The organism is Rhizobium acidisoli (assembly GCF_002531755.2).
In the GTDB taxonomy this organism is placed as follows: domain Bacteria; phylum Pseudomonadota; class Alphaproteobacteria; order Rhizobiales; family Rhizobiaceae; genus Rhizobium; species Rhizobium acidisoli.
The window spans coordinates 3,392,493-3,409,210 of record NZ_CP034998.1 but is presented as its reverse complement, the minus strand read 5'-3'; the positions used below and the strand labels follow the sequence as shown (position 1 = coordinate 3,409,210).

Annotated in this window: 16 protein-coding genes; 3 read left to right on the top strand and 13 right to left on the bottom strand. The window is 62.0% G+C overall.

Features of this window, described 5'->3' with window-relative positions; all coding sequences use genetic code 11:
- The gene (locus CO657_RS16740; protein ID WP_054185079.1) at positions 1–1,032 is read left to right on the top strand and encodes a peptidoglycan -binding protein; all 1,032 of its coding nucleotides are present in this window, start codon (positions 1–3) and stop codon (positions 1,030–1,032) included.
- Here CO657_RS16740 and CO657_RS16735 read toward each other — a convergent pair whose 3' ends face one another.
- From CO657_RS16735 to CO657_RS16710, 6 genes are all read right to left on the bottom strand, one after another.
- Positions 1,033–2,283, bottom strand: a complete 1,251-nt coding sequence (locus CO657_RS16735) for an RNA polymerase sigma factor (RefSeq protein ID WP_054185078.1) — start codon at positions 2,281–2,283, stop codon at positions 1,033–1,035.
- Positions 2,284–2,290: 7 nt separating this feature from the next.
- On the bottom strand, positions 2,291–2,629 hold the full coding sequence (locus CO657_RS16730) for a YciI family protein (RefSeq protein WP_003590281.1): 339 nt from the start codon (positions 2,627–2,629) through the stop codon (positions 2,291–2,293).
- A gap of 266 nt (positions 2,630–2,895) precedes the next feature.
- Positions 2,896–3,084 carry a YegP family protein gene (locus tag CO657_RS16725; protein WP_003590282.1) on the bottom strand — a complete coding sequence of 63 codons (189 nt, stop codon included), beginning with the start codon at positions 3,082–3,084 and terminating at the stop codon, positions 2,896–2,898.
- 208 nt (positions 3,085–3,292) lie between these two features.
- Positions 3,293–4,285, bottom strand: a complete 993-nt coding sequence (locus CO657_RS16720) for an IS481 family transposase (RefSeq protein ID WP_128715564.1) — start codon at positions 4,283–4,285, stop codon at positions 3,293–3,295.
- Positions 4,286–4,401: 116 nt separating this feature from the next.
- The gene (locus CO657_RS16715; RefSeq protein ID WP_054184920.1) at positions 4,402–5,394 is read right to left on the bottom strand and encodes a Bug family tripartite tricarboxylate transporter substrate binding protein; all 993 of its coding nucleotides are present in this window, start codon (positions 5,392–5,394) and stop codon (positions 4,402–4,404) included.
- A gap of 137 nt (positions 5,395–5,531) precedes the next feature.
- Positions 5,532–7,334: an ABC transporter transmembrane domain-containing protein gene (locus tag CO657_RS16710; RefSeq protein WP_054184919.1), complete on the bottom strand. Its 1,803-nt coding sequence runs from the start codon at positions 7,332–7,334 to the stop codon at positions 5,532–5,534.
- Between the two features lie 193 nt (positions 7,335–7,527).
- Between CO657_RS16710 and rpmE the strand changes: the two genes are divergently transcribed.
- Positions 7,528–7,749: a 50S ribosomal protein L31 gene (gene rpmE / locus CO657_RS16705; RefSeq protein ID WP_003566413.1), complete on the top strand. Its 222-nt coding sequence runs from the start codon at positions 7,528–7,530 to the stop codon at positions 7,747–7,749.
- 141 nt (positions 7,750–7,890) lie between these two features.
- Here rpmE and rcdA read toward each other — a convergent pair whose 3' ends face one another.
- The 3 genes from rcdA to CO657_RS16690 form a co-directional block, all read right to left on the bottom strand.
- Entirely contained in the window at positions 7,891–8,406 is a 516-nt protein-coding gene (rcdA, locus tag CO657_RS16700; RefSeq protein ID WP_003542804.1) for a protease adaptor protein RcdA, read from the bottom strand.
- 389 nt (positions 8,407–8,795) lie between these two features.
- Positions 8,796–8,987, bottom strand: a complete 192-nt coding sequence (locus CO657_RS16695) for a DUF1192 domain-containing protein (protein ID WP_003590285.1) — start codon at positions 8,985–8,987, stop codon at positions 8,796–8,798.
- 147 nt (positions 8,988–9,134) lie between these two features.
- A complete protein-coding gene (locus CO657_RS16690; RefSeq protein ID WP_054184918.1) occupies positions 9,135–10,433 on the bottom strand; it encodes an MFS transporter in 1,299 nt (432 codons plus the stop codon).
- 173 nt (positions 10,434–10,606) lie between these two features.
- Between CO657_RS16690 and CO657_RS36780 the strand changes: the two genes are divergently transcribed.
- The gene (locus CO657_RS36780) at positions 10,607–10,771 is read left to right on the top strand and encodes a hypothetical protein (protein ID WP_003590287.1); all 165 of its coding nucleotides are present in this window, start codon (positions 10,607–10,609) and stop codon (positions 10,769–10,771) included.
- 22 nt (positions 10,772–10,793) lie between these two features.
- Here the strand turns inward: CO657_RS36780 and CO657_RS16685 are convergent, their stop codons facing one another.
- The 4 genes from CO657_RS16685 to CO657_RS16670 form a co-directional block, all read right to left on the bottom strand.
- Complete coding sequence (locus CO657_RS16685) at positions 10,794–11,717, bottom strand: PhzF family phenazine biosynthesis protein (protein ID WP_054184917.1); 924 nt, start codon at positions 11,715–11,717, stop codon at positions 10,794–10,796.
- A 363-nt stretch (positions 11,718–12,080) separates the two neighbouring features.
- Positions 12,081–13,106, bottom strand: coding sequence for a class I fructose-bisphosphate aldolase (locus CO657_RS16680; protein ID WP_003590289.1), 1,026 nt, complete (start codon positions 13,104–13,106; stop codon positions 12,081–12,083).
- A 311-nt stretch (positions 13,107–13,417) separates the two neighbouring features.
- Entirely contained in the window at positions 13,418–14,620 is a 1,203-nt protein-coding gene (locus CO657_RS16675) for a phosphoglycerate kinase (RefSeq protein ID WP_054184916.1), read from the bottom strand.
- A gap of 69 nt (positions 14,621–14,689) precedes the next feature.
- On the bottom strand, positions 14,690–16,564 hold the full coding sequence (locus CO657_RS16670) for a potassium/proton antiporter (RefSeq protein WP_054184915.1): 1,875 nt from the start codon (positions 16,562–16,564) through the stop codon (positions 14,690–14,692).
- Positions 16,565–16,718 lie beyond the last annotated feature (154 nt).

The following is a 16,718-nucleotide window of genomic DNA, read 5'->3' as shown; positions in this document are numbered from 1 at the left end:
ATGGCTCTTGCCCGCAACCGGCGCCGTGAACGCACGGTGGATTATTGGCCGGGCTTCGTTGACGCGCTGTCGACGCTGCTCATCTCGATCATGTTCTTGCTGACGGTCTTCGTCGTCGGGCAGTTCATCCTCAGCCGTGAGATTACCGGACGCGATGAGGTGCTCGGTCGCCTCAACAGCCAGATCAACGAGCTGACGCAGCTTCTTGCGTTGGAAAAGGGCAGCAATCAGGACCTCCAGGATTCGGTCGCCAATCTGCAGGCCTCGCTTGCCAGTGCCGAGGGCGATCGGTCGCGGCTGCAGGCGCTGCTGAACGCCGGGTCCGGCGGTCAGGACGCCGCGCAGAAGCGGATCGGCGCGATGACGCAGGAGCTTGACGAGCAGAAGCAGGTCAGCGAACGGGCACTGAGCCAGGTCGAACTGCTGAACCAGCAGATTGCAGCACTACGCAGCCAGATCGCCGCCGTCGAAGCAGCCCTTCAGGCTTCGGAGGAGAAAGACCGGGTCTCGCAGACCAAGATCGCCGATCTCGGCAGCCGCCTCAACGTTGCGCTCGCCGCGCGCGTGCAGGAGTTGAACCGCTACCGTTCCGACTTTTTCGGCCGCCTGCGCGAGATCCTTTCCGACCGCGAGAATATCCGCATCGTCGGCGACCGGTTCGTCTTCCAATCGGAAGTGCTGTTTCCCTCGGGCGGCGCCGATCTCAATCCGGAGGGACAAACTGAGATGGGCAAACTCGCCGCGGCTCTTCTCGATCTCGCCAAGGAAATTCCGCCGGAGATCAACTGGGTGCTGCGTGTCGACGGCCACACAGACAATGTGCCGCTGGCCGGGACGGGCCGCTACCGCGACAATTGGGAGCTCTCCTCGGCGCGCGCGATTTCGGTTGTCAAGTTCCTGATTGCACAGGGCGTGCCGGCCGACCGGCTGGTTGCCGCCGGCTTCGGCGAATTCCAGCCGATCGCGCCCGGGGAAACACCGGATGCGCGTGCCACCAACCGCCGCATCGAGCTGAAGCTGACCGAGAAATAATCAGCCTGGCGTGGCTTGCCGCGCCTCCTTCAGCCGGTCAGCGAGAAAATCACGCACGGCGGGACTGTCGCTGAGGCCGATCGCCGTCATGTAGGCGTCGACTGCCGCGGCATCGTCGCCGGCGCGTGCCAGAAGAAAGGCACGCACCGCCCAATACGGCTGATAGGCAGCGGTATCGCGCGGATCGAGCCTGTCGAGCCGCTCCAGGCCGGCGGCGGCGCTCAAGGCCCTGCCGATCGCCGCTGCTTCGGCGACGCGTGCGCCGAGCGCGGGTTTCATCGTGATCAGCGCCGCGTAGAGCGTTGTCAGCGCCTGCCAGTCGGTCGTTCCCGAAAGCCGGCGCGCCGCATGCACGGACTGGATCGCAGCCTGGCACTGAAAGGAACCGAAACGGTTAAAACCTCCGGCCTTGCGCAGCAGCGCATCCGCCTCGGCGATCATGATCGCGTTCCAGGCCGCCGTATCCTGCTCGTCCAGCGGCACATATCGGCCATTGCAATCGCGCCGGGCGCTGCGGCGGGCCTCGCAGTGAAGCATCAGCGATAGCAGGCCGATCGCTTCCGGTTCGTCCGGCAGCACCGCCAGAAGCGCGCGGCCGAGCCAGATCGCTTCGCCGGCAAGCGAATGGCGCTCTTCCTCGCCGTCGAGACCGTCCCATCCGAGGCCGTAGGCGGCGTAGATCGCCGAAAGTACGGCAGCGAGCCGCTCCGGCAGGGCGGGACGAGGGGGAACGGCGAAGGGAATGCCGGCATCGCGAATCTTCACCTTGGCCCGCACCAGCCGCTGGCTCATCGCCTCCGGCGAAATGACGAAGGCCCGTGCGATGGTTTTCGCCTCGATGCCGAGAACGGTCTGCAGCATCAGCGCGGTATGCACGGAGCTGTCGATGGCGGGATGGGTGCAGGCGAAGAGCAGCTTCAGCCGCTCATCGGGAAAGATGGCTTTGCCGGCCTCGTTCATGCGTTCCTCCGCCTCCTCGAAGGCGACGGTTATCGTCGTCTGCGCATTGGCCGCGACGGTGCGGTGGCGGGCGGCCTGCATCAGGTTGCGGCGTGCGGCCACCAGCAGCCAGGCTTCCGGCTTGTCGGGAACGCCGCGCTCCGGCCAGACGCGAAGGGCCGAAGCCAGCGCTTCCGACAAAGCGTCTTCCGCCGCCGGCACGTCACGCGAGCGGGCGGCGAGAAAGGCGATCAGTTTGCCGTAGGACTGACGTGCCACCCGTTCGGCGGCGCGTCCGGCATCGGGCGGCATCGCCGCCTCACATCTGCAGGCGCGGACGCACCTCGACCGAACCCCTGTCGGAGATCGGAACGCGTGTTGCCCATTCGAGCGCGGTGTCCATGTCGGGGACTTCGATCAGATAGAAACCGCCGAGCTGTTCCTTGCCTTCCGGATAGGGGCCGTCCTGAACGTCGTGATCCTCGCCTTTGCGGCGCACGATCGTACCGGTTTCCGGCGCCGTCAGCCCGGCGCCACCGGTCATGATCCCCGCCTGGGCAAGCGCCTTGCTGTAGGCGACCCAGCCGTCGCGATAGGCGGGATCGCTGCGGTTGGCGAAATCCTCGGCGGCTTCGCGAATGATGAGAGCATATTGCATGGGAAACTCCTGATCTCGTTGTGGCGTTGATCCGGGCATCGCCATATCGGGAATATCCCGAAAGCCGTGACGCCCGGTGGAGCGGTTCAGCCGTTCCGAGACAATGAGGCGCGACCAGCGGTCATTTCGACATGGTTTTCAAGAAATCTGCAAAAAAGAAAAATGGCGCGGAGATCACAAGCAACCAAGCCGGGCGCGCGGTGCGGCATCGCTCATCGGCGCGCGGAGAGGCAGGGCGGCGTTTTACGCCGCCGCCGCCATTCTGCTCAGGCTTCGGCCTTCGTCTGGTCGACGACGTCGGCGCTTGGCGTGTTCTTCTTGATCGATTCGATGGCACTCATGGCGGACGCCTTCGCCTTGTAGCCTTCGGAAAGGAACATGGTTTCCCCGTTCGATGCCTTGAAGCGGAAGCGGAACTCGCCTGATTTATCCTTATAAACTTCGAATTTATACATGGATGTCTCCCGAAACGCTGAATTGCAACCATCAGCGTCAGGGAGGCTAGATCAAAATGGCGAGCTTTTCCACTGCCTTAATTAGAATTTGCTGCTTCGAGCATGATGCCGAAAAGTGTGTGCGGTTTTCTCAAGACATCATGCTCTAACTTTTTAATTTAGAACAGGATTCAGATTTTAGGCCAACCGGGCCTAAAATCATCCTGTTCTAGCTGTTTAGTCCCGGCATTTGCTGGAGCGGATCGAGGGTAAAACGTTCTGGCTGTGAAGCCCATGCTTTGCAGATGAACTCGTAGGGTGTGAGGCCCTTGAGGGTCTTGAGCCTGCGGCCGAAATTGTAAGCGGCGACGAAGTCGGCAAGATGCTGGCGCAGTTGATCGTGGCTTTCATAGTAGAAGCGTCTGACGGTGGCATCCTTGATGGTTCGGTTCATTCTCTCCACCTGACCGTTGGTCCATGGATGCTTCACCTTGGTGGTGCGGTGCTCGATATCATTGGTGGCGCAGGTGTATTCGAAGGCATGGGCCCAGAAACGCTCGCCATTGGCGATCGCCTCCTTGATCAGCGGTACAGCGGAGCCTCCAGCGCCGGGCGTGGTGAACTGGATCCCGTTGTCGGTGAGCACGGTGTGGATCTTGTAGGGGACGGCTGCAATCAAGTGCAGGAGGAACTCGCGCGAGACGGCGGTGGTGGCCTTCTCGTGCAGTTCGACGAAGGCAAACTTCGAGGTGCGATCGATGGCTACGAACATGTGTAACTTACCCTGTTCGGTGCGCACCTCGGCAATGTCGATGTGGAAGTAGCCGATCGGGTAGCTCTTGAACTTCTTCTTCGCCGGTCTGTCGCCGTCGACATCCGGCAGGCGGCCGATGCCGTGGCGCTGCAGGCAGCGGTGCAGCGACGACCGTGTCAGATGCGGGATTGTCGGCTGCAACGCATAGAGGCAGTCATCGAGCGGCAGCAGCGTATACCGGCGAAAGGCAACGATAACGGCCTCCTCCTCGACGGAGAGCACCGTCGATCTCGGCTCTTTCGGGCCGGTCGGAAGGTCCGCAACAGAGGACCGCTTCCGCCACTTGGCAACGGTCTTCTGATTGATCCCGTAACGCTTCGAAAGCGTCCTTAGGCTCTCTTGACTATGTTGTATCGCTCGACGGACTGCCTCTGTCGTCGTGGCGCTCCCATGAAGAACTTGGCCCATAACGCATCCTTTGATTCGGAAGACAAGGATGCCCCATCAAAGCCTGGGATCAAACATCTAGCGTCCAATTACCGCCGTTTTCAGCGGACGCAACCGGAGGGTCTGCGCCGCCGACGTCATTCCATCTGGATGTTCGCACCCTTGACCACCGTTCCCCATTTGGCGAGCTCGGCCTTGACATGGGCGGCCAGTTCATCCGGCGTCGAGCCGACAATGGTGGCGCTGAATTCTTTCATCCGTTCGGCAACGGCTGGGTCTTTAAGCGCTTTGTTGGCCGAGGCGTTGAGACGCATCACCACTTCGTTCGGCGTCTTGGCCGGGGCGAAAAGCGCATTCCAGGTATAGGTCTCGTAACCCGGTATGCCTGACTCGGCAACCGTCGGCACATCGGGGAAGGAGGGCGCGCGCGCCGCCGTGGTCACCGCCAGCGCCCGTAAAGTGCCGGCCTTGATATGGCTCGACGACGAGGGCAGGTTGTCGAACATGATCGGCACCTGATTGCCGATGACGTCGTTCAAGGCCGGGCCGGCGCCCTTATAGGGAATATGCTGCATGCTGACGCCAGCCATGGACTTGAACAGTTCGCCGGACAGATGCAGCGGCGTGCCGTTGCCCGAGGAGGCATAGCTGTATTTGTCGGGTTCGGCCTTCAGCAGCGCGATCAGCTCCTGCACGGTCTTTGCCGGCAATTCCGGATTAACGACCAGCACGTTCGGCACGACGACAAGCAAAGAGACCGGCGCGAAATCCTTCTCGGGATCATAGGGGGTCGATTTGAGGATCAGCGGATTGAGCGCGTGGGTCGCCACCGTGCCCATCAGAATGGTGTAGCCGTCGGGTTCGGCGCGGGCGACATTATCGGCGCCGAGATTGCCGCCGGCACCGGCGACGTTCTGGACGATCACCTGCTGGCCGAGATCCTCCGACATCTTCTGGGCGACGATGCGCGCAACGACATCGGTCGAGCCACCGGCCGCGAAGGGCACGACCATGGTGACCGCGCGATCGGGAAAATCGGCGGCAGCGGCTGATGCGCCTGATGCAAAGGCCGCAAACACACCGAAGCCGAGCGCAAGGCCAGCACGTCGCGTCATATCGAAAGGCGCCATTCCTATTTCCTCCCAAGAATTTCAACAGCGATATCCCCACCCCGGGGCATGAAGAGGGTAGGGCAGGAGACGCGAATGACAACCATGGGCTGGCGCGTGAGAGGTCAGACTTTAGTCGCGAAGAAGCAGATGGCCGCCTATTTCGCTGCGGCGAGCACATCCTCGTTGGCGGCGTCGAATTGCAGCCGCGCCAATCGTGCATAGATGCCGCCGTGGCGGATCAGGCTCTGATGGGTGCCTTCTTCGACGACGCGGCCCTGATCCATCACCAGGATGCGGTCGGCCTTCAACACGGTTGCCAGGCGATGGGCGATGACGAGCGTGGTGCGGCCGTCGACAAGGCCGTCGAGCGCCTTTTGCACCAGCGTCTCGCTTTCGGCGTCGAGCGCCGACGTCGCCTCGTCGAGCAGCAGCACGGGCGCGTTCTTCAGGATGGCACGAGCGATGGCGATGCGTTGGCGCTGGCCGCCGGAGAGCGTAATGCCGCGTTCGCCGACCTCGGTCTCATAACCCTGATCCAGCCGGGTGATGAATTCGTCGGCCTGGGCGGCAAGGGCTGCGACGCGGATTTCGTCACGCGAGGCTCCGGGACGGCCGAAGGCGATGTTGTCATGGATCGAGGCGGCAAAGATGGTGACATCCTGCGGCACGATGGCAATGCGCCAGCGAAGTTCGTCGGGGGTTGTCAGCTGCGCGTCGACACCATCGATCGTCACGCTGCCCTGCTGCGGATCGTAGAAGCGCAGCAGCAGCGAAAAGACGGTGCTCTTGCCGGCGCCGGAAGGGCCGACGATGGCAACGGTCTCGCCAGGCGCAATGGTGAAGCTCAAGCCATGCAGCGCCGATTTGCCGGGGCGCGACGGATAGGCGAAATGCACGTCGGAAAATTCGACGCGGCCAAGGCTGGGCGAAGGAAGAGCCTGCGGATGGGCGGGGGCTGCGATCGGCGAGACTTCATCGAGAAGCTCGGTCAGCCGGTCGGCGGCACCGGCGGCCTGCGAGAGTTCGCCCCAGACCTCCGACAGCGCGCCCAGCGAACCGGCGGAGATCACCGCATAGAGCAGGAACTGGCCGAGCGTGCCGGCCGAAAGCGTGCCGGCAAGCACGCTGTGGGCGCCGACCCAGAGCACGGCGACGACGCTTCCGAAGATCAGCGTGATGGCGATACCGGTCAGCAGCGCGCGCGAACGGATGGCGGCGCGGGCCGCTTCATAGGCGGATTCGACGGCGCTGCCGTAACGTGTCGCTGCGGCGTCCTCGCCGTTGAAGGCCTGGACGGTGCGGGTTGCGGCGATCGTCTCGTTGGCGAAGGCGGAGGCATTGGCGAGCGTATCCTGGGCGGCGCGGGAGCGCTTGCGCACCGAGCGGCCGAAGGCGACGAGCGGGAAGACGATCAGCGGAATCGCCCCGATGACGAGGCTCGAAAGCTTCGGCGAGGTGACGATCATCATACCCATCGCGCCGATACAGAGGATAAGGTTTCTGAGCGCCACCGAGGCCGTGGCGCCGACGGCGGATTTGATCTGCGTCGTATCGGCGGTCAAGCGCGAGACGATCTCGCCGGACTGGTTGACGTCGAAGAAGGAGGGCGACAGCCGCGTCACATGAGCAAAGACATCGCGGCGAAGATCGGCGACAATGCGCTCGCCGATGGTGATGACGAAATAATAGCGCATTGCGCTTGCAACCGCGAGCACGACGGCCATGATCATCAGCATGGCGAAGTAGCTGTTGATGAAGCGGCCATCGGACTGGGTGAAGCCGTGGTCGATCATGCGACGCACGGCGAGCGGCAGCGTCAGCGAGGTGATGGCGGCAAGCGCCAGCGAGGTCAGCGCACCGGCCACCAGGCCGCGATAACGCATGACGTAGGGCGTCAGCCTGCCGAGCGGCCGTAGCGACCGCCTTTTGTTTTCCTCAGCCCGTGCCTGCTCTGCCAAATCGTCTCCGATCACCCTCAGGACCCGCGCAATGCGGCCTGTTGGCTCTTGTTATCTAAGCGCCCTTCATGTATAGGCACGCCATCCTAATGGGAAGCCGTAGCCATCACGACTGCGGCTTCATTTATTCAATCGGTTCGGTGGCCGCAACTGCATGCGGCAAATTGAACTCCGGTATCGCAGGAAGATTGTTATGAAGGCAGGCATCCATCCCGACTATCACATGATCAAGGTGGTCATGACCGATGGCACCGAATACGAAACCCGCTCGACCTGGGGTTCGGAAGGCGCTGTCATGAACCTCGAAATCGATTCCAAGTCGCACCCGGCCTGGACCGGCGGCAACCAGCAGCTCATGGACCGCGGCGGCCGCGTTTCCAAGTTCAACAAGCGTTTCGGTGGCCTCGGTCTCTAATCGCTTCTGCTCGATAGAATTTGAGAAGAGCCCGGTTATTACCGGGCTTTTTTGCGTTGACAGATGCCGAGGCTCATAGGCAACAAAAAACCGGCCGCGCGAGGCGCAGCCGGTTTCATATGGAGTTCTCTCAAGAACCGATCAGTTGTTGCCGAAGGCGGTCTGCAGCAAGGAAAGCTGGGCCTGGACGCTGTTCTGATTATCGTGAACGATCACGGCTTCGGACGGGCGGTAGATCTCGCGGTCGAGCAAGGCAATGCGGTTCTGCAGACGCAGCGAGCGTTCGACGAGATCGCGGAAGGATTCCGGCAGGTCGCCCCAGCCGGGCGCGGCGCGGTCGACGTTGAAGCCGTCGAGGCGAACCTTGTTCTTCTCGGCCAGCACCTGGTCACGGGACATTTCGCCATTGTTGACGGCGCGCTGCAGCAGCAGCCAGGAGGCCATCTGCATGAGACGGGTGGTCAGACGCATCGATTCCGCGGCGTAGAGAACCGAGGCCATCCGCGGCAGAACCTTGGAAGCGGCGCGGCCCTGGCCGTCGAGATAGGCGGCGGTCTCTTCGACCAGCGACATGCCTTCCGCATAAAGTGCCTTGAACTGCGAGGATGCAGCGGCGCGACCTGCAAAACTGATCGTGTTCAATCCAACTTCCGACATCGCAATAGTCCCTGTTGCACGCAGCTACATATGTTCAGGTAACGCGGGCACCGACGGAAAAGTTTCCAAGCCCGGTCTTTATGACTTTAAGATGGTATCATTAGCCCAAATGCGCAAGCCGTTTCTTAAGAAAGGGTTAATCTCCACAGTTTCGTGGAGAAGCGCCGGGCACAAGGAAAAAGAAGAGCCGCAAAAGCGGCTCTCAAGGTAAAACAGGGAGAAAAATCAGACCAATTCACCGCTTGGAAAACTGTCTGAGATCCAGAGAAAATCCGGATGAGTACAGTAATATCTTATAAAGCTTAATATTTTATTAACATTGTGCCGAACTAAGACTTGAGGCGGGCTCATTTATCCGCCTATAGCCTTGTTTTTTGCGAATTATCGGATCACGAGCGGAAGAAACTTTCCGCCGCCTGCCGGCCGGAGGCCTTGCGGGTGGCCTCGGCTTCGAGGCGGGCGATCTCCGCCTTCAGCAAATCCACCCGCGCCTTCAACTCGTCCACCGAAAGCATGGAGAGATCGGCGCCGATCTCGTGGGCGGTCTTCTTCTGCGGCCGGTCGTCATCGATGAAGCTCATGGGTTCTCCTCCATTGCTGCCTGGAGCATCATGCCGAAAGTTACGGAATCGGAATTTAGGCCGATCCGGGCTAAATTCATCCTTTCGTCCTTTGCTTTTATGCAGGTCGTTATCCCGGAACCGCTGCGCAGTTCCGGGCGACATGCATTAGCCGAACTTTACAGCAGGATCGCCGCTTTCGGGAGACTTGCCGGATTCCGCCGGTTTGCCGGCGCCGCGATCGGCAAGCGACATGCTCTGCGGCGTCAACATCGGCGAGGTGCCGGTCGGGATCGTCGTATAGGCGTCGCGGTCGCTGGCCGGGACGGCGGCGCGGATGCGGCTCCGGATGATGGCGTAAACGGTGATCAGCACGTGGGCGATGGCGGTGACGAGGAAAAGCGCATGCGGGGTGATCACCGACATGACGGGGCCGCCGATCGTCGGGCCGATCACCGTGCCGATGCCGTAGAGCAGCAGCAGGCCACCGGAGACCTTGACGAAATCCTCCGATGCCGCGAAGTCGTTCGCGTGGGCGACCGCGATCGGATAGAGCGTATTGGCCACCGCGCCGTAAAGGACAACGAGCCCGATCAGCAAGGCTGGTGACGTCGGGTGGAGTATGAAGATCAGCAAGCCGGCAAGGGCGGCGACGCTGGACATGGCGGCGAGCACATAGCGCCGGTCGATACGATCGGAAAGCCGGCCGGCGGGCAGCTGCATCATGGCGCCGGCGAAGATGGTGGCGCTCATCATGATGGCGATGCTGGTGTCGGAGAGGCCGGCGCCGGCGCCGAAGACGGCGCCGAGCGTGCCATAGGCGCCGTTGGCGATGCCGACGAGCAGGATGCCGAGGCAGGAGACCGGCGAATTGCGATAGAGCGCCGGCAGGTCGAGGCGGACAGCCTTCAGCGGCTGCGGCGAAGCGGCGGTCGAAAGCGTCGTCGGCAGCATGGCGATGCAGTAGAAAATGCCGCAGATCATGAACAGCACCGGCGTGCGCACGTCCTCGAGCGGGATCATCATCTGTCCGCCGACGACGCCGAGCAGCGTGATGCCGATATAGAGCGAGAAGATCGCGCCGCGGCTCTCGTTGCTGGCGCGCTCGTTCAGCCAGCTTTCGATGATCATCGAGGTGCCGGCCGTGGAGAAGCCGGTAACGGCGCGCAGAACCACCCACCAGACCGGATGGATGATGATGCCGCTCACCAGGGCGATGATGGCGATGATCGAGATGAAGCCGGAGAAGGCTCTGACATGGCCGACGCGGCGCACCAGTTTCGGCGCCACCAGGCAGCCGATAACGAAGCCCCCGGCCCATGAGGTGCCGAGCAGGCCGAGCGTCGTCGTGGCGTAGCCTTCGAGATTGCCGCGAACGGGAAGCAGGATGCCCTGCAGGCCGTTGCCCATGAAAAGGAAGAGCGTGCCAAACAGCAGCGCGGCGACGGACAGAAGGTTTCTCTTCATTTCCCCAGACTCGGTCTCAGTGATTTTGGAATGGACATAAGGCATGACCTGCGTCAGCCCAGCCTCAAGATGATTGATTGTGCCCCGGAATGTCTTTACGGCGTGCGAAGCACCTGTGTTGGCGCGGAAAAATGTCCGTCCTGTGACATTCCGAAAAATGGAAAAAATAAAGCATGACAAAGCTGATAGCCTTGCTGCTCATCCTTGCCATGGCGATACAGCTGATCAAGCCGCTCGGGCTCCCCGGCCTCAGGCGGCGGACGGATTTCTGGAAGATCGCGCTGATCGCTTTCGCCATCTGGGCATTGGACCTGCTCTTGCGCGATTTCCTGATGTAGGCCTGTCGTCGGCCTGCGATCGTCAGTCCTGCAGGATGATTTCCCCGCGCATGACGTCAACACAGCTGCCCGAGATGACGACATCGGTGACGGTGCCCCCGGATTTCACGACATCGAGGGCGATGAAACTGCGGCGGCCCATTTCGACGCCCTGTTCAACGGTGGTGCGGACGTTCATATCCGCATCAGGCGCAAGCGAGACCAGATAGGCGCCAAGTGCTGCCGAAGCGCTGCCGGTTGCCGGATCCTCGGGCACGTTGTCGAGCGGCGCGAACATGCGGGCGCGAATATGCCACGGATTTTCGGATGTTCTGGCATAGACGAAGAGCGAGAAGTCATGGCCGCTCGTCGTCTGGCGGCCGGCAGCCGCCTGGAAGCCGGCAAGGTTCGGGCGGGCAGCGGCCAGCGCTTCAAGCCCGCTCACTTCGGCCACGGCGAAATTCAGGCCGACCGAGGTAAAGATCGGGGCGTGGGTGGTTGTGACGACGGCGCCAGGTTCGAGCGAGATGCAGCGGGCGATGGTTTCGTCGGCGATGGTATCGCCGACCGTCAGCGGCTGCGGTGCGCGGATGGCAGCTGCCGCGACCCTTCCGCCGGTGCGTTTCAGGCTGACTTCGACGATCCCGGCCTTTTCCTCGAAGCGCAATTTCTCACCGGCCGGCTTGCCGAAGATCTCTGCCTGCTGGCCGAGCACATAGGCGGTGCCGACATTTGGATGGCCGGCGAAGGGCACTTCCATCGTCGGGGTGAAGATGCGGACGCGGGCGGAATTTTCAGGATTTTCCGGCGGCAGGACGAAGGTGACTTCGGAATAGTTGAACTCGGTGGCGATCCTCTGCATCGCCGCATCGCTCAGGCCCCGCGCATCGGCGATGACGGCAAGCGGATTGCCCTCGAAGCGGGTGGAGGTGAAGACATCGACGGTGACGTAGGAGAGGGTGTCCATGGCGGCTCCTGTTGCGGCTGCGGCTATGGATAATCACGATCTTCCGGCGAGGCGAGCCGGTTTCTTGTCGCCGTGACAATGGGAGTAGTAGGGGTTTTAAGCACGCGGCTTATTTCTACCGATTCGTTGGGAGGGGAACATTTCTCCGGACTCCCTCATTCCTGTGCCTGTCACAGGAATCCAGCCACGGCGCGTCCGCGCCGTGAATTAATCAATACACCAGGAGACAGAGTCTCTGGCGCCCAAGGACTTAGGCGCACTGGATTCCTGTGACGAGCACAGGAATGAGGGAGGAGAGAGGGTTGGGCAGGAGCCGCAACGCTGTGGTTGCCGCTCCCCGCCCAATTGCAAGCGCCTGAAAAATCAGGCGGCTTTTTCCAGGTCCTTCTTCCAGTTGCCCTTGGCGGCGAGGCTGTTCATCTCGGCGCGGTGGGTGAATTCGCGCTGGCCTGCGGCGACGTTCTCAGGCTTGCCGTTCCAGGCCTTGAGCGCGCTGTCCTGCAGGGCGCGGCCATAGGAGAAGGTGACGAACCAGGGCAGGTCGGCCGTGGCATTGATGGCGGAAAGATGTGCGCTCGCCTCTTCGGTCGACTGACCGCCGGAGAGGAAGGCGATGCCGGGAACGGCTGACGGAACGGTCGCCTTCAGCACCTTGACGGTGCGTTCGGCGACTTCCGCGACCGAGGCCTTGCGGGCATTCTTGCCGTCGATGACCATGTTCGGCTTCAGGATCATGCCTTCGAGGCTGACGCGGGCATCGGCCAGTTCTTCAAAAACGATGCGCAGCGTGGCTTCGGTGACTTCGGCGCAGCGGTCGATGTTGTGGTCGCCCGGCTTGCCGTCCATCAGGCATTCCGGCTCGACGATCGGCACGATCTTGGCCTCCTGGCAGAGGGCGGCATAGCGGGCAAGCGCCTGAGCGTTGGCGCGGACCGAGCCGCGGGTCGGCAGCGACGAGGAGATGGCGATGACGCCGCGCCATTTGGCGAAACGGGCGCCGGCGTCATAATATTTGGCAAGGCGTTCGCCGAGACCATCGAGGCCCTCGGTGATGGTTTCGCCTGGATATTTGGCCATCGGCTTCGCGCCGGTGTCGACCTTGATGCCGGGAATGGAACCGGCAGCGCGGATGATATCGACGAAAGGCGTGCCGTCGGCGGCCTTCTGGAACAGCGTCTCTTCGAACAGGATGACGCCGGAGATATATTTCTTCATCGCCTCGTCGGAGCGGAAGAGCATCTCGCGGTAATCGCGGCGGCTGCTTTCGGTCGATTCCAGGTTGATCGTGTCGAAACGCTTCTTGATGGTGGAGGTCGATTCATCTGCCGCAAGCAGTCCCCGGCCGCCTGCAACCATCTGCACTGCAATGTCTTCCAGTCGTTCGCTCATTCTCGTTCTCTCCACAGCATGAAACATCGGCGGTTTAGAATATAGGACGGCGATAACAGAAGTTTATAGAGAGGAAAATGGAAGGCTAAGTCACTGAAACGATTGAAATCAATTCAATCGTTTGAAAAAATGGGATTTTTTCCAGCGCGTGAGCAAAAGACCGCGAAAAGCTCTTCGCCGCCGCGGTCTATCCACATGTAAAACCTGTCAAATCGGGCTTGCAGCGCCGCGCGCCTTTTGCATGCGCAACGGACGCTGCAACATTTTAAACGTATGCATCGGCCCGATTGTCAGGCCGATGCATGAGGCAGTTACCGAGCGGCGTTGAGGACGGCGACGCCGGGAAGCTCCTTGCCTTCCATCCATTCGAGGAAAGCGCCGCCGGCCGTGGAGACATAGGTGAAATCGTCGGCAACACCGGCATGGTTAAGCGCAGAAACCGTGTCGCCGCCGCCGGCAACGGAGGTGAGCTTGCCGGCTATGGTGCGCTCGGCTGCGTATTTCGCGGCGCCGACGGTTGCGGCATCGAAGGGCTCGATCTCGAAGGCGCCGAGCGGGCCGTTCCAGACGAGGGTCGAAGCGCGCTCGATCCAGGCGCTGATGGCCTGGACGGATTTCGGGCCGACATCGAGCACCATGGCATCGGCGGGAATGGCGTCGATATCGACCGTCTCGTTGGCGGCACCCGCCTTGAACTCGCGAGCAATCACGCCGTCTTCCGGCAGGATGATGGCGCAGCCTGATGTCGCGGCCTCGATCATGATCTGCCTGGCGGTTTCGGCGAGATCATGCTCGCAGAGCGATTTTCCTACATTGGTGCCGCGGGCGGCGATGAAGGTGTTGGCCATGCCGCCGCCGATGACCAGCGCATCGACCTTTTTCACCAGGTTCATCAGCAGGTCGATCTTGGTCGAGACCTTGGCGCCGCCGACAATTGCGACGACCGGGCGGGCGGGATCTCCCAGACCCTTTTCCAGTGCTTCCAGCTCGGCCTGCATGGTGCGGCCGGCATAGGCCGGCAGATGGTGGGCAAGCCCCTCGGTCGAGGCATGGGCGCGGTGGGCGGCGGAGAAGGCGTCGTTGACATAGATGTCGCCGTTGGCCGCAAGCGCCTTGGTGAAGTCGGGGTCGTTCTTTTCCTCGCCCTTGTGGAAGCGGGTGTTTTCCAGAAGCAGGATATCGCCGTCATTCATCGCGGCGACGGCGGAGGCGGCGGCCTCGCCGATGCAGTCGGAAGCCGTCGACACGGCATGATCCAGCACTTCCTCGACGGAAGGGGCAATCAGCGACAGCGACAGTTCAGGCGAAGGGCCGTCCTTCGGACGACCGAAATGGGCCAGCAGGATGACCTTGGCGCCCTTTTCGGACAGTTCGAGGATCGTCGGCGCCACACGCTCGATGCGCGTCGTATCGGTGACCTTGCCGTCCTTGACCGGGACGTTGAGATCGACGCGGACGAGAACGCGCTTGCCGCGGATGTCGGTGAGATCGTCGAGGGTTTTGAAGGAAGGCATGGGGAGATCCAGTCTTGGTTGGCGGAAATTGCGCCGACCATAGCAAGGATCATTTGAGACGCAAGGCGTTCAGCGACCGTTTTCGTGTGTGCCTTCGTCGCGTCCGGCCGCTGTTTTCGGAGCGGCTTCGGAGGCTGCTGCTTCTCGTCTCCGGCGCCCCTTCAGCCGGTCGCGGATCCGCTCGATAATGTCCTTGAGATTGATGAAGATCGGCAGCGTGATCGCCGGTTCGACGGCTTCGAGCGACATGCCGACAGAGGTGACGTGGTCGTGCTCATCGAGATCGCGGACGATGAGGATGATCGAGCCGAGGCGGACGCGGTCGGCATAATCGGCCTTGCCGCCGAGGCGCTGCCGCATCAATTCGGCAATGGTCAGGCCTTTTTCGGATTCGTTGAGCAGGCCGGGACCGTAGGCGGCATCGAGATCGGCGGCGGGGCGGGCAGGCGAGAGCGCGAAGGCGCCGAAGAATTCGGCATCGTCTTCATCGACAGGCGCACGGCTGGCGAAGAGCCGGTCGAGCAGGCGGGAGTAGCTCGGCACGATGAAGAGATAGACGAGATCGTTCTCGCGCAGCCGCCCGGCATATTGATAGCGCATCGATTTGCCGTCGCGGATGACGAGCGAAGGTGTGGCCCAGCGCGGAATGCGCTCGCCGCGCAGCACCGGGCTATCCTTGATGACGCGGTAGGAGAGCAGTTCGTGGTTGGCAGCACCCGGCAGATCGACCTCGACCTTGTCGACCGCGCCGATGCGGGGCGGAATGATCAGGCCGAGCTTCTTGGCAACGGGTTTGATCGTCCAGCCTTGGACGAGCAGGGAGACCAGCACGATGATGAAGGCCGTGTTGAAATAGATCTGGCCGTTTTCCAGGCCGCCGAGGATCGGCATGATGGCGAGCAGAATGGAGACGGCGCCGCGCAGGCCGACCCAGGCAACGAAGCCGATTTCCTGCTGCGTGTAATCGAAAGGGAGCAGCGACAGCCAGATCGCTAAGGGTCGGGCGACGAAGATCAGGAAGAGGGCAAGCAGAATGGCCGGCACGATGATCGCCGGGAATTGCGACGGCGTGGCGAGGAGGCCGAGGACCAGGAACATGATGATCTGCGCCAGCCAGGTCATGCCGTCCTGGAAGCGCTTGATGGTGCCGATCGCCTGCATCTTGCGGTTTCCGGCATAGATGCCAGCGACATAGACGGCGAGGAAGCCGCTGCCGCCGACCGCGCCGGTGAACGAGAAGACGAGGAGAGCGAGCGCCAGCACGAAGATCGGCGTCAGGCCGCGATCGGTGTCGAGCTTGCTGACGATCAGCACGATCATCATGCCGCCGAGCAGGCCGAGAATGACGCCGAGGCCCATCTGCTGGACGAACATGGCGAGCATGCCGATATTGATGCCGGCGTAGCGCTCGCCGCTCGCCAGCACCTCGACGAGGGCGATGGTCAGGAAGATCGCCATCGGGTCGTTGGTGCCGGATTCGACCTCCAGCGTCGAGCGCACCTTGTCGCGGATGTTGATGCCGCCGATGCGCAGCAGGAAGAAGACGGCGGCGGCGTCCGTCGAGGCGACGATCGAGCCGAGCAGCAGACCTTCCAGCCAGGTGAAGTTCAACAGCCACATGGCGGCGAAGGCAAAGAGCGAGGCGGTAATCAGCACGCCGATCGAGGCGAGCGCCAGCGAGGGCACGGCCGCGAGCCGGAAGGCATGCATCGGCGTGCCGAAGCCGGAATCAAACAGGATGACGGCGAGCGCAATGGAGCCGAGAATATAGGCGAGGTAATTGTTGCTGAACTCGATGCCGAGGCCGTCGACGCCGGCGGCAAGGCCGATCATCAGGAAAAGCAGCAGGAGGGGCGCGCCGAACCGGAAGGCGAGCAGGCTTGAAAAAGCGGCAAGAAGCACGAGCGCCGTCGAGACCAGCACCACGATATAGAACGCTTCCATGCCCACCCCTTTCCATCGACTGCTTCACGAATACGGCCCCCGGCCGATCCGCCTTCATCCAACCCCTCCTCACGCGCGGCGGTCCATCAGTAAACGGCAAAACGTCAGAGAAGGGTAGGCCTTGCGGCTTAACCTCGTCGCGATGCTGCATCAT

Excerpts from the sequence above, each read along its gene's own strand:
- CO657_RS16690 (WP_054184918.1), bottom strand. The coding sequence starts at position 10,433 with ATGAAGAGAAACCTTCTGTCCGTCGCCGCGCTGCTGTTTGGCACGCTC.
- CO657_RS16735 (WP_054185078.1), bottom strand. The coding sequence starts at position 2,283 with ATGCCGCCCGATGCCGGACGCGCCGCCGAACGGGTGGCACGTCAGTCC.
- CO657_RS16670 (WP_054184915.1), bottom strand. The coding sequence starts at position 16,564 with ATGGAAGCGTTCTATATCGTGGTGCTGGTCTCGACGGCGCTCGTGCTT.
- rcdA (WP_003542804.1), bottom strand. The coding sequence starts at position 8,406 with ATGTCGGAAGTTGGATTGAACACGATCAGTTTTGCAGGTCGCGCCGCT.
- CO657_RS16680 (WP_003590289.1), bottom strand. The coding sequence starts at position 13,106 with ATGAGCGAACGACTGGAAGACATTGCAGTGCAGATGGTTGCAGGCGGC.
- CO657_RS16725 (WP_003590282.1), bottom strand. The coding sequence starts at position 3,084 with ATGTATAAATTCGAAGTTTATAAGGATAAATCAGGCGAGTTCCGCTTC.
- CO657_RS16695 (WP_003590285.1), bottom strand. The coding sequence starts at position 8,987 with ATGAGCTTCATCGATGACGACCGGCCGCAGAAGAAGACCGCCCACGAG.
- CO657_RS16685 (WP_054184917.1), bottom strand. The coding sequence starts at position 11,717 with ATGGACACCCTCTCCTACGTCACCGTCGATGTCTTCACCTCCACCCGC.
- CO657_RS16720 (WP_128715564.1), bottom strand. The coding sequence starts at position 4,285 with ATGGGCCAAGTTCTTCATGGGAGCGCCACGACGACAGAGGCAGTCCGT.
- rpmE (WP_003566413.1), top strand. The coding sequence starts at position 7,528 with ATGAAGGCAGGCATCCATCCCGACTATCACATGATCAAGGTGGTCATG.
- CO657_RS36780 (WP_003590287.1), top strand. The coding sequence starts at position 10,607 with ATGACAAAGCTGATAGCCTTGCTGCTCATCCTTGCCATGGCGATACAG.
- CO657_RS16715 (WP_054184920.1), bottom strand. The coding sequence starts at position 5,394 with ATGGCGCCTTTCGATATGACGCGACGTGCTGGCCTTGCGCTCGGCTTC.
- CO657_RS16675 (WP_054184916.1), bottom strand. The coding sequence starts at position 14,620 with ATGCCTTCCTTCAAAACCCTCGACGATCTCACCGACATCCGCGGCAAG.
- CO657_RS16740 (WP_054185079.1), top strand. The coding sequence starts at position 1 with ATGGCTCTTGCCCGCAACCGGCGCCGTGAACGCACGGTGGATTATTGG.
- CO657_RS16730 (WP_003590281.1), bottom strand. The coding sequence starts at position 2,629 with ATGCAATATGCTCTCATCATTCGCGAAGCCGCCGAGGATTTCGCCAAC.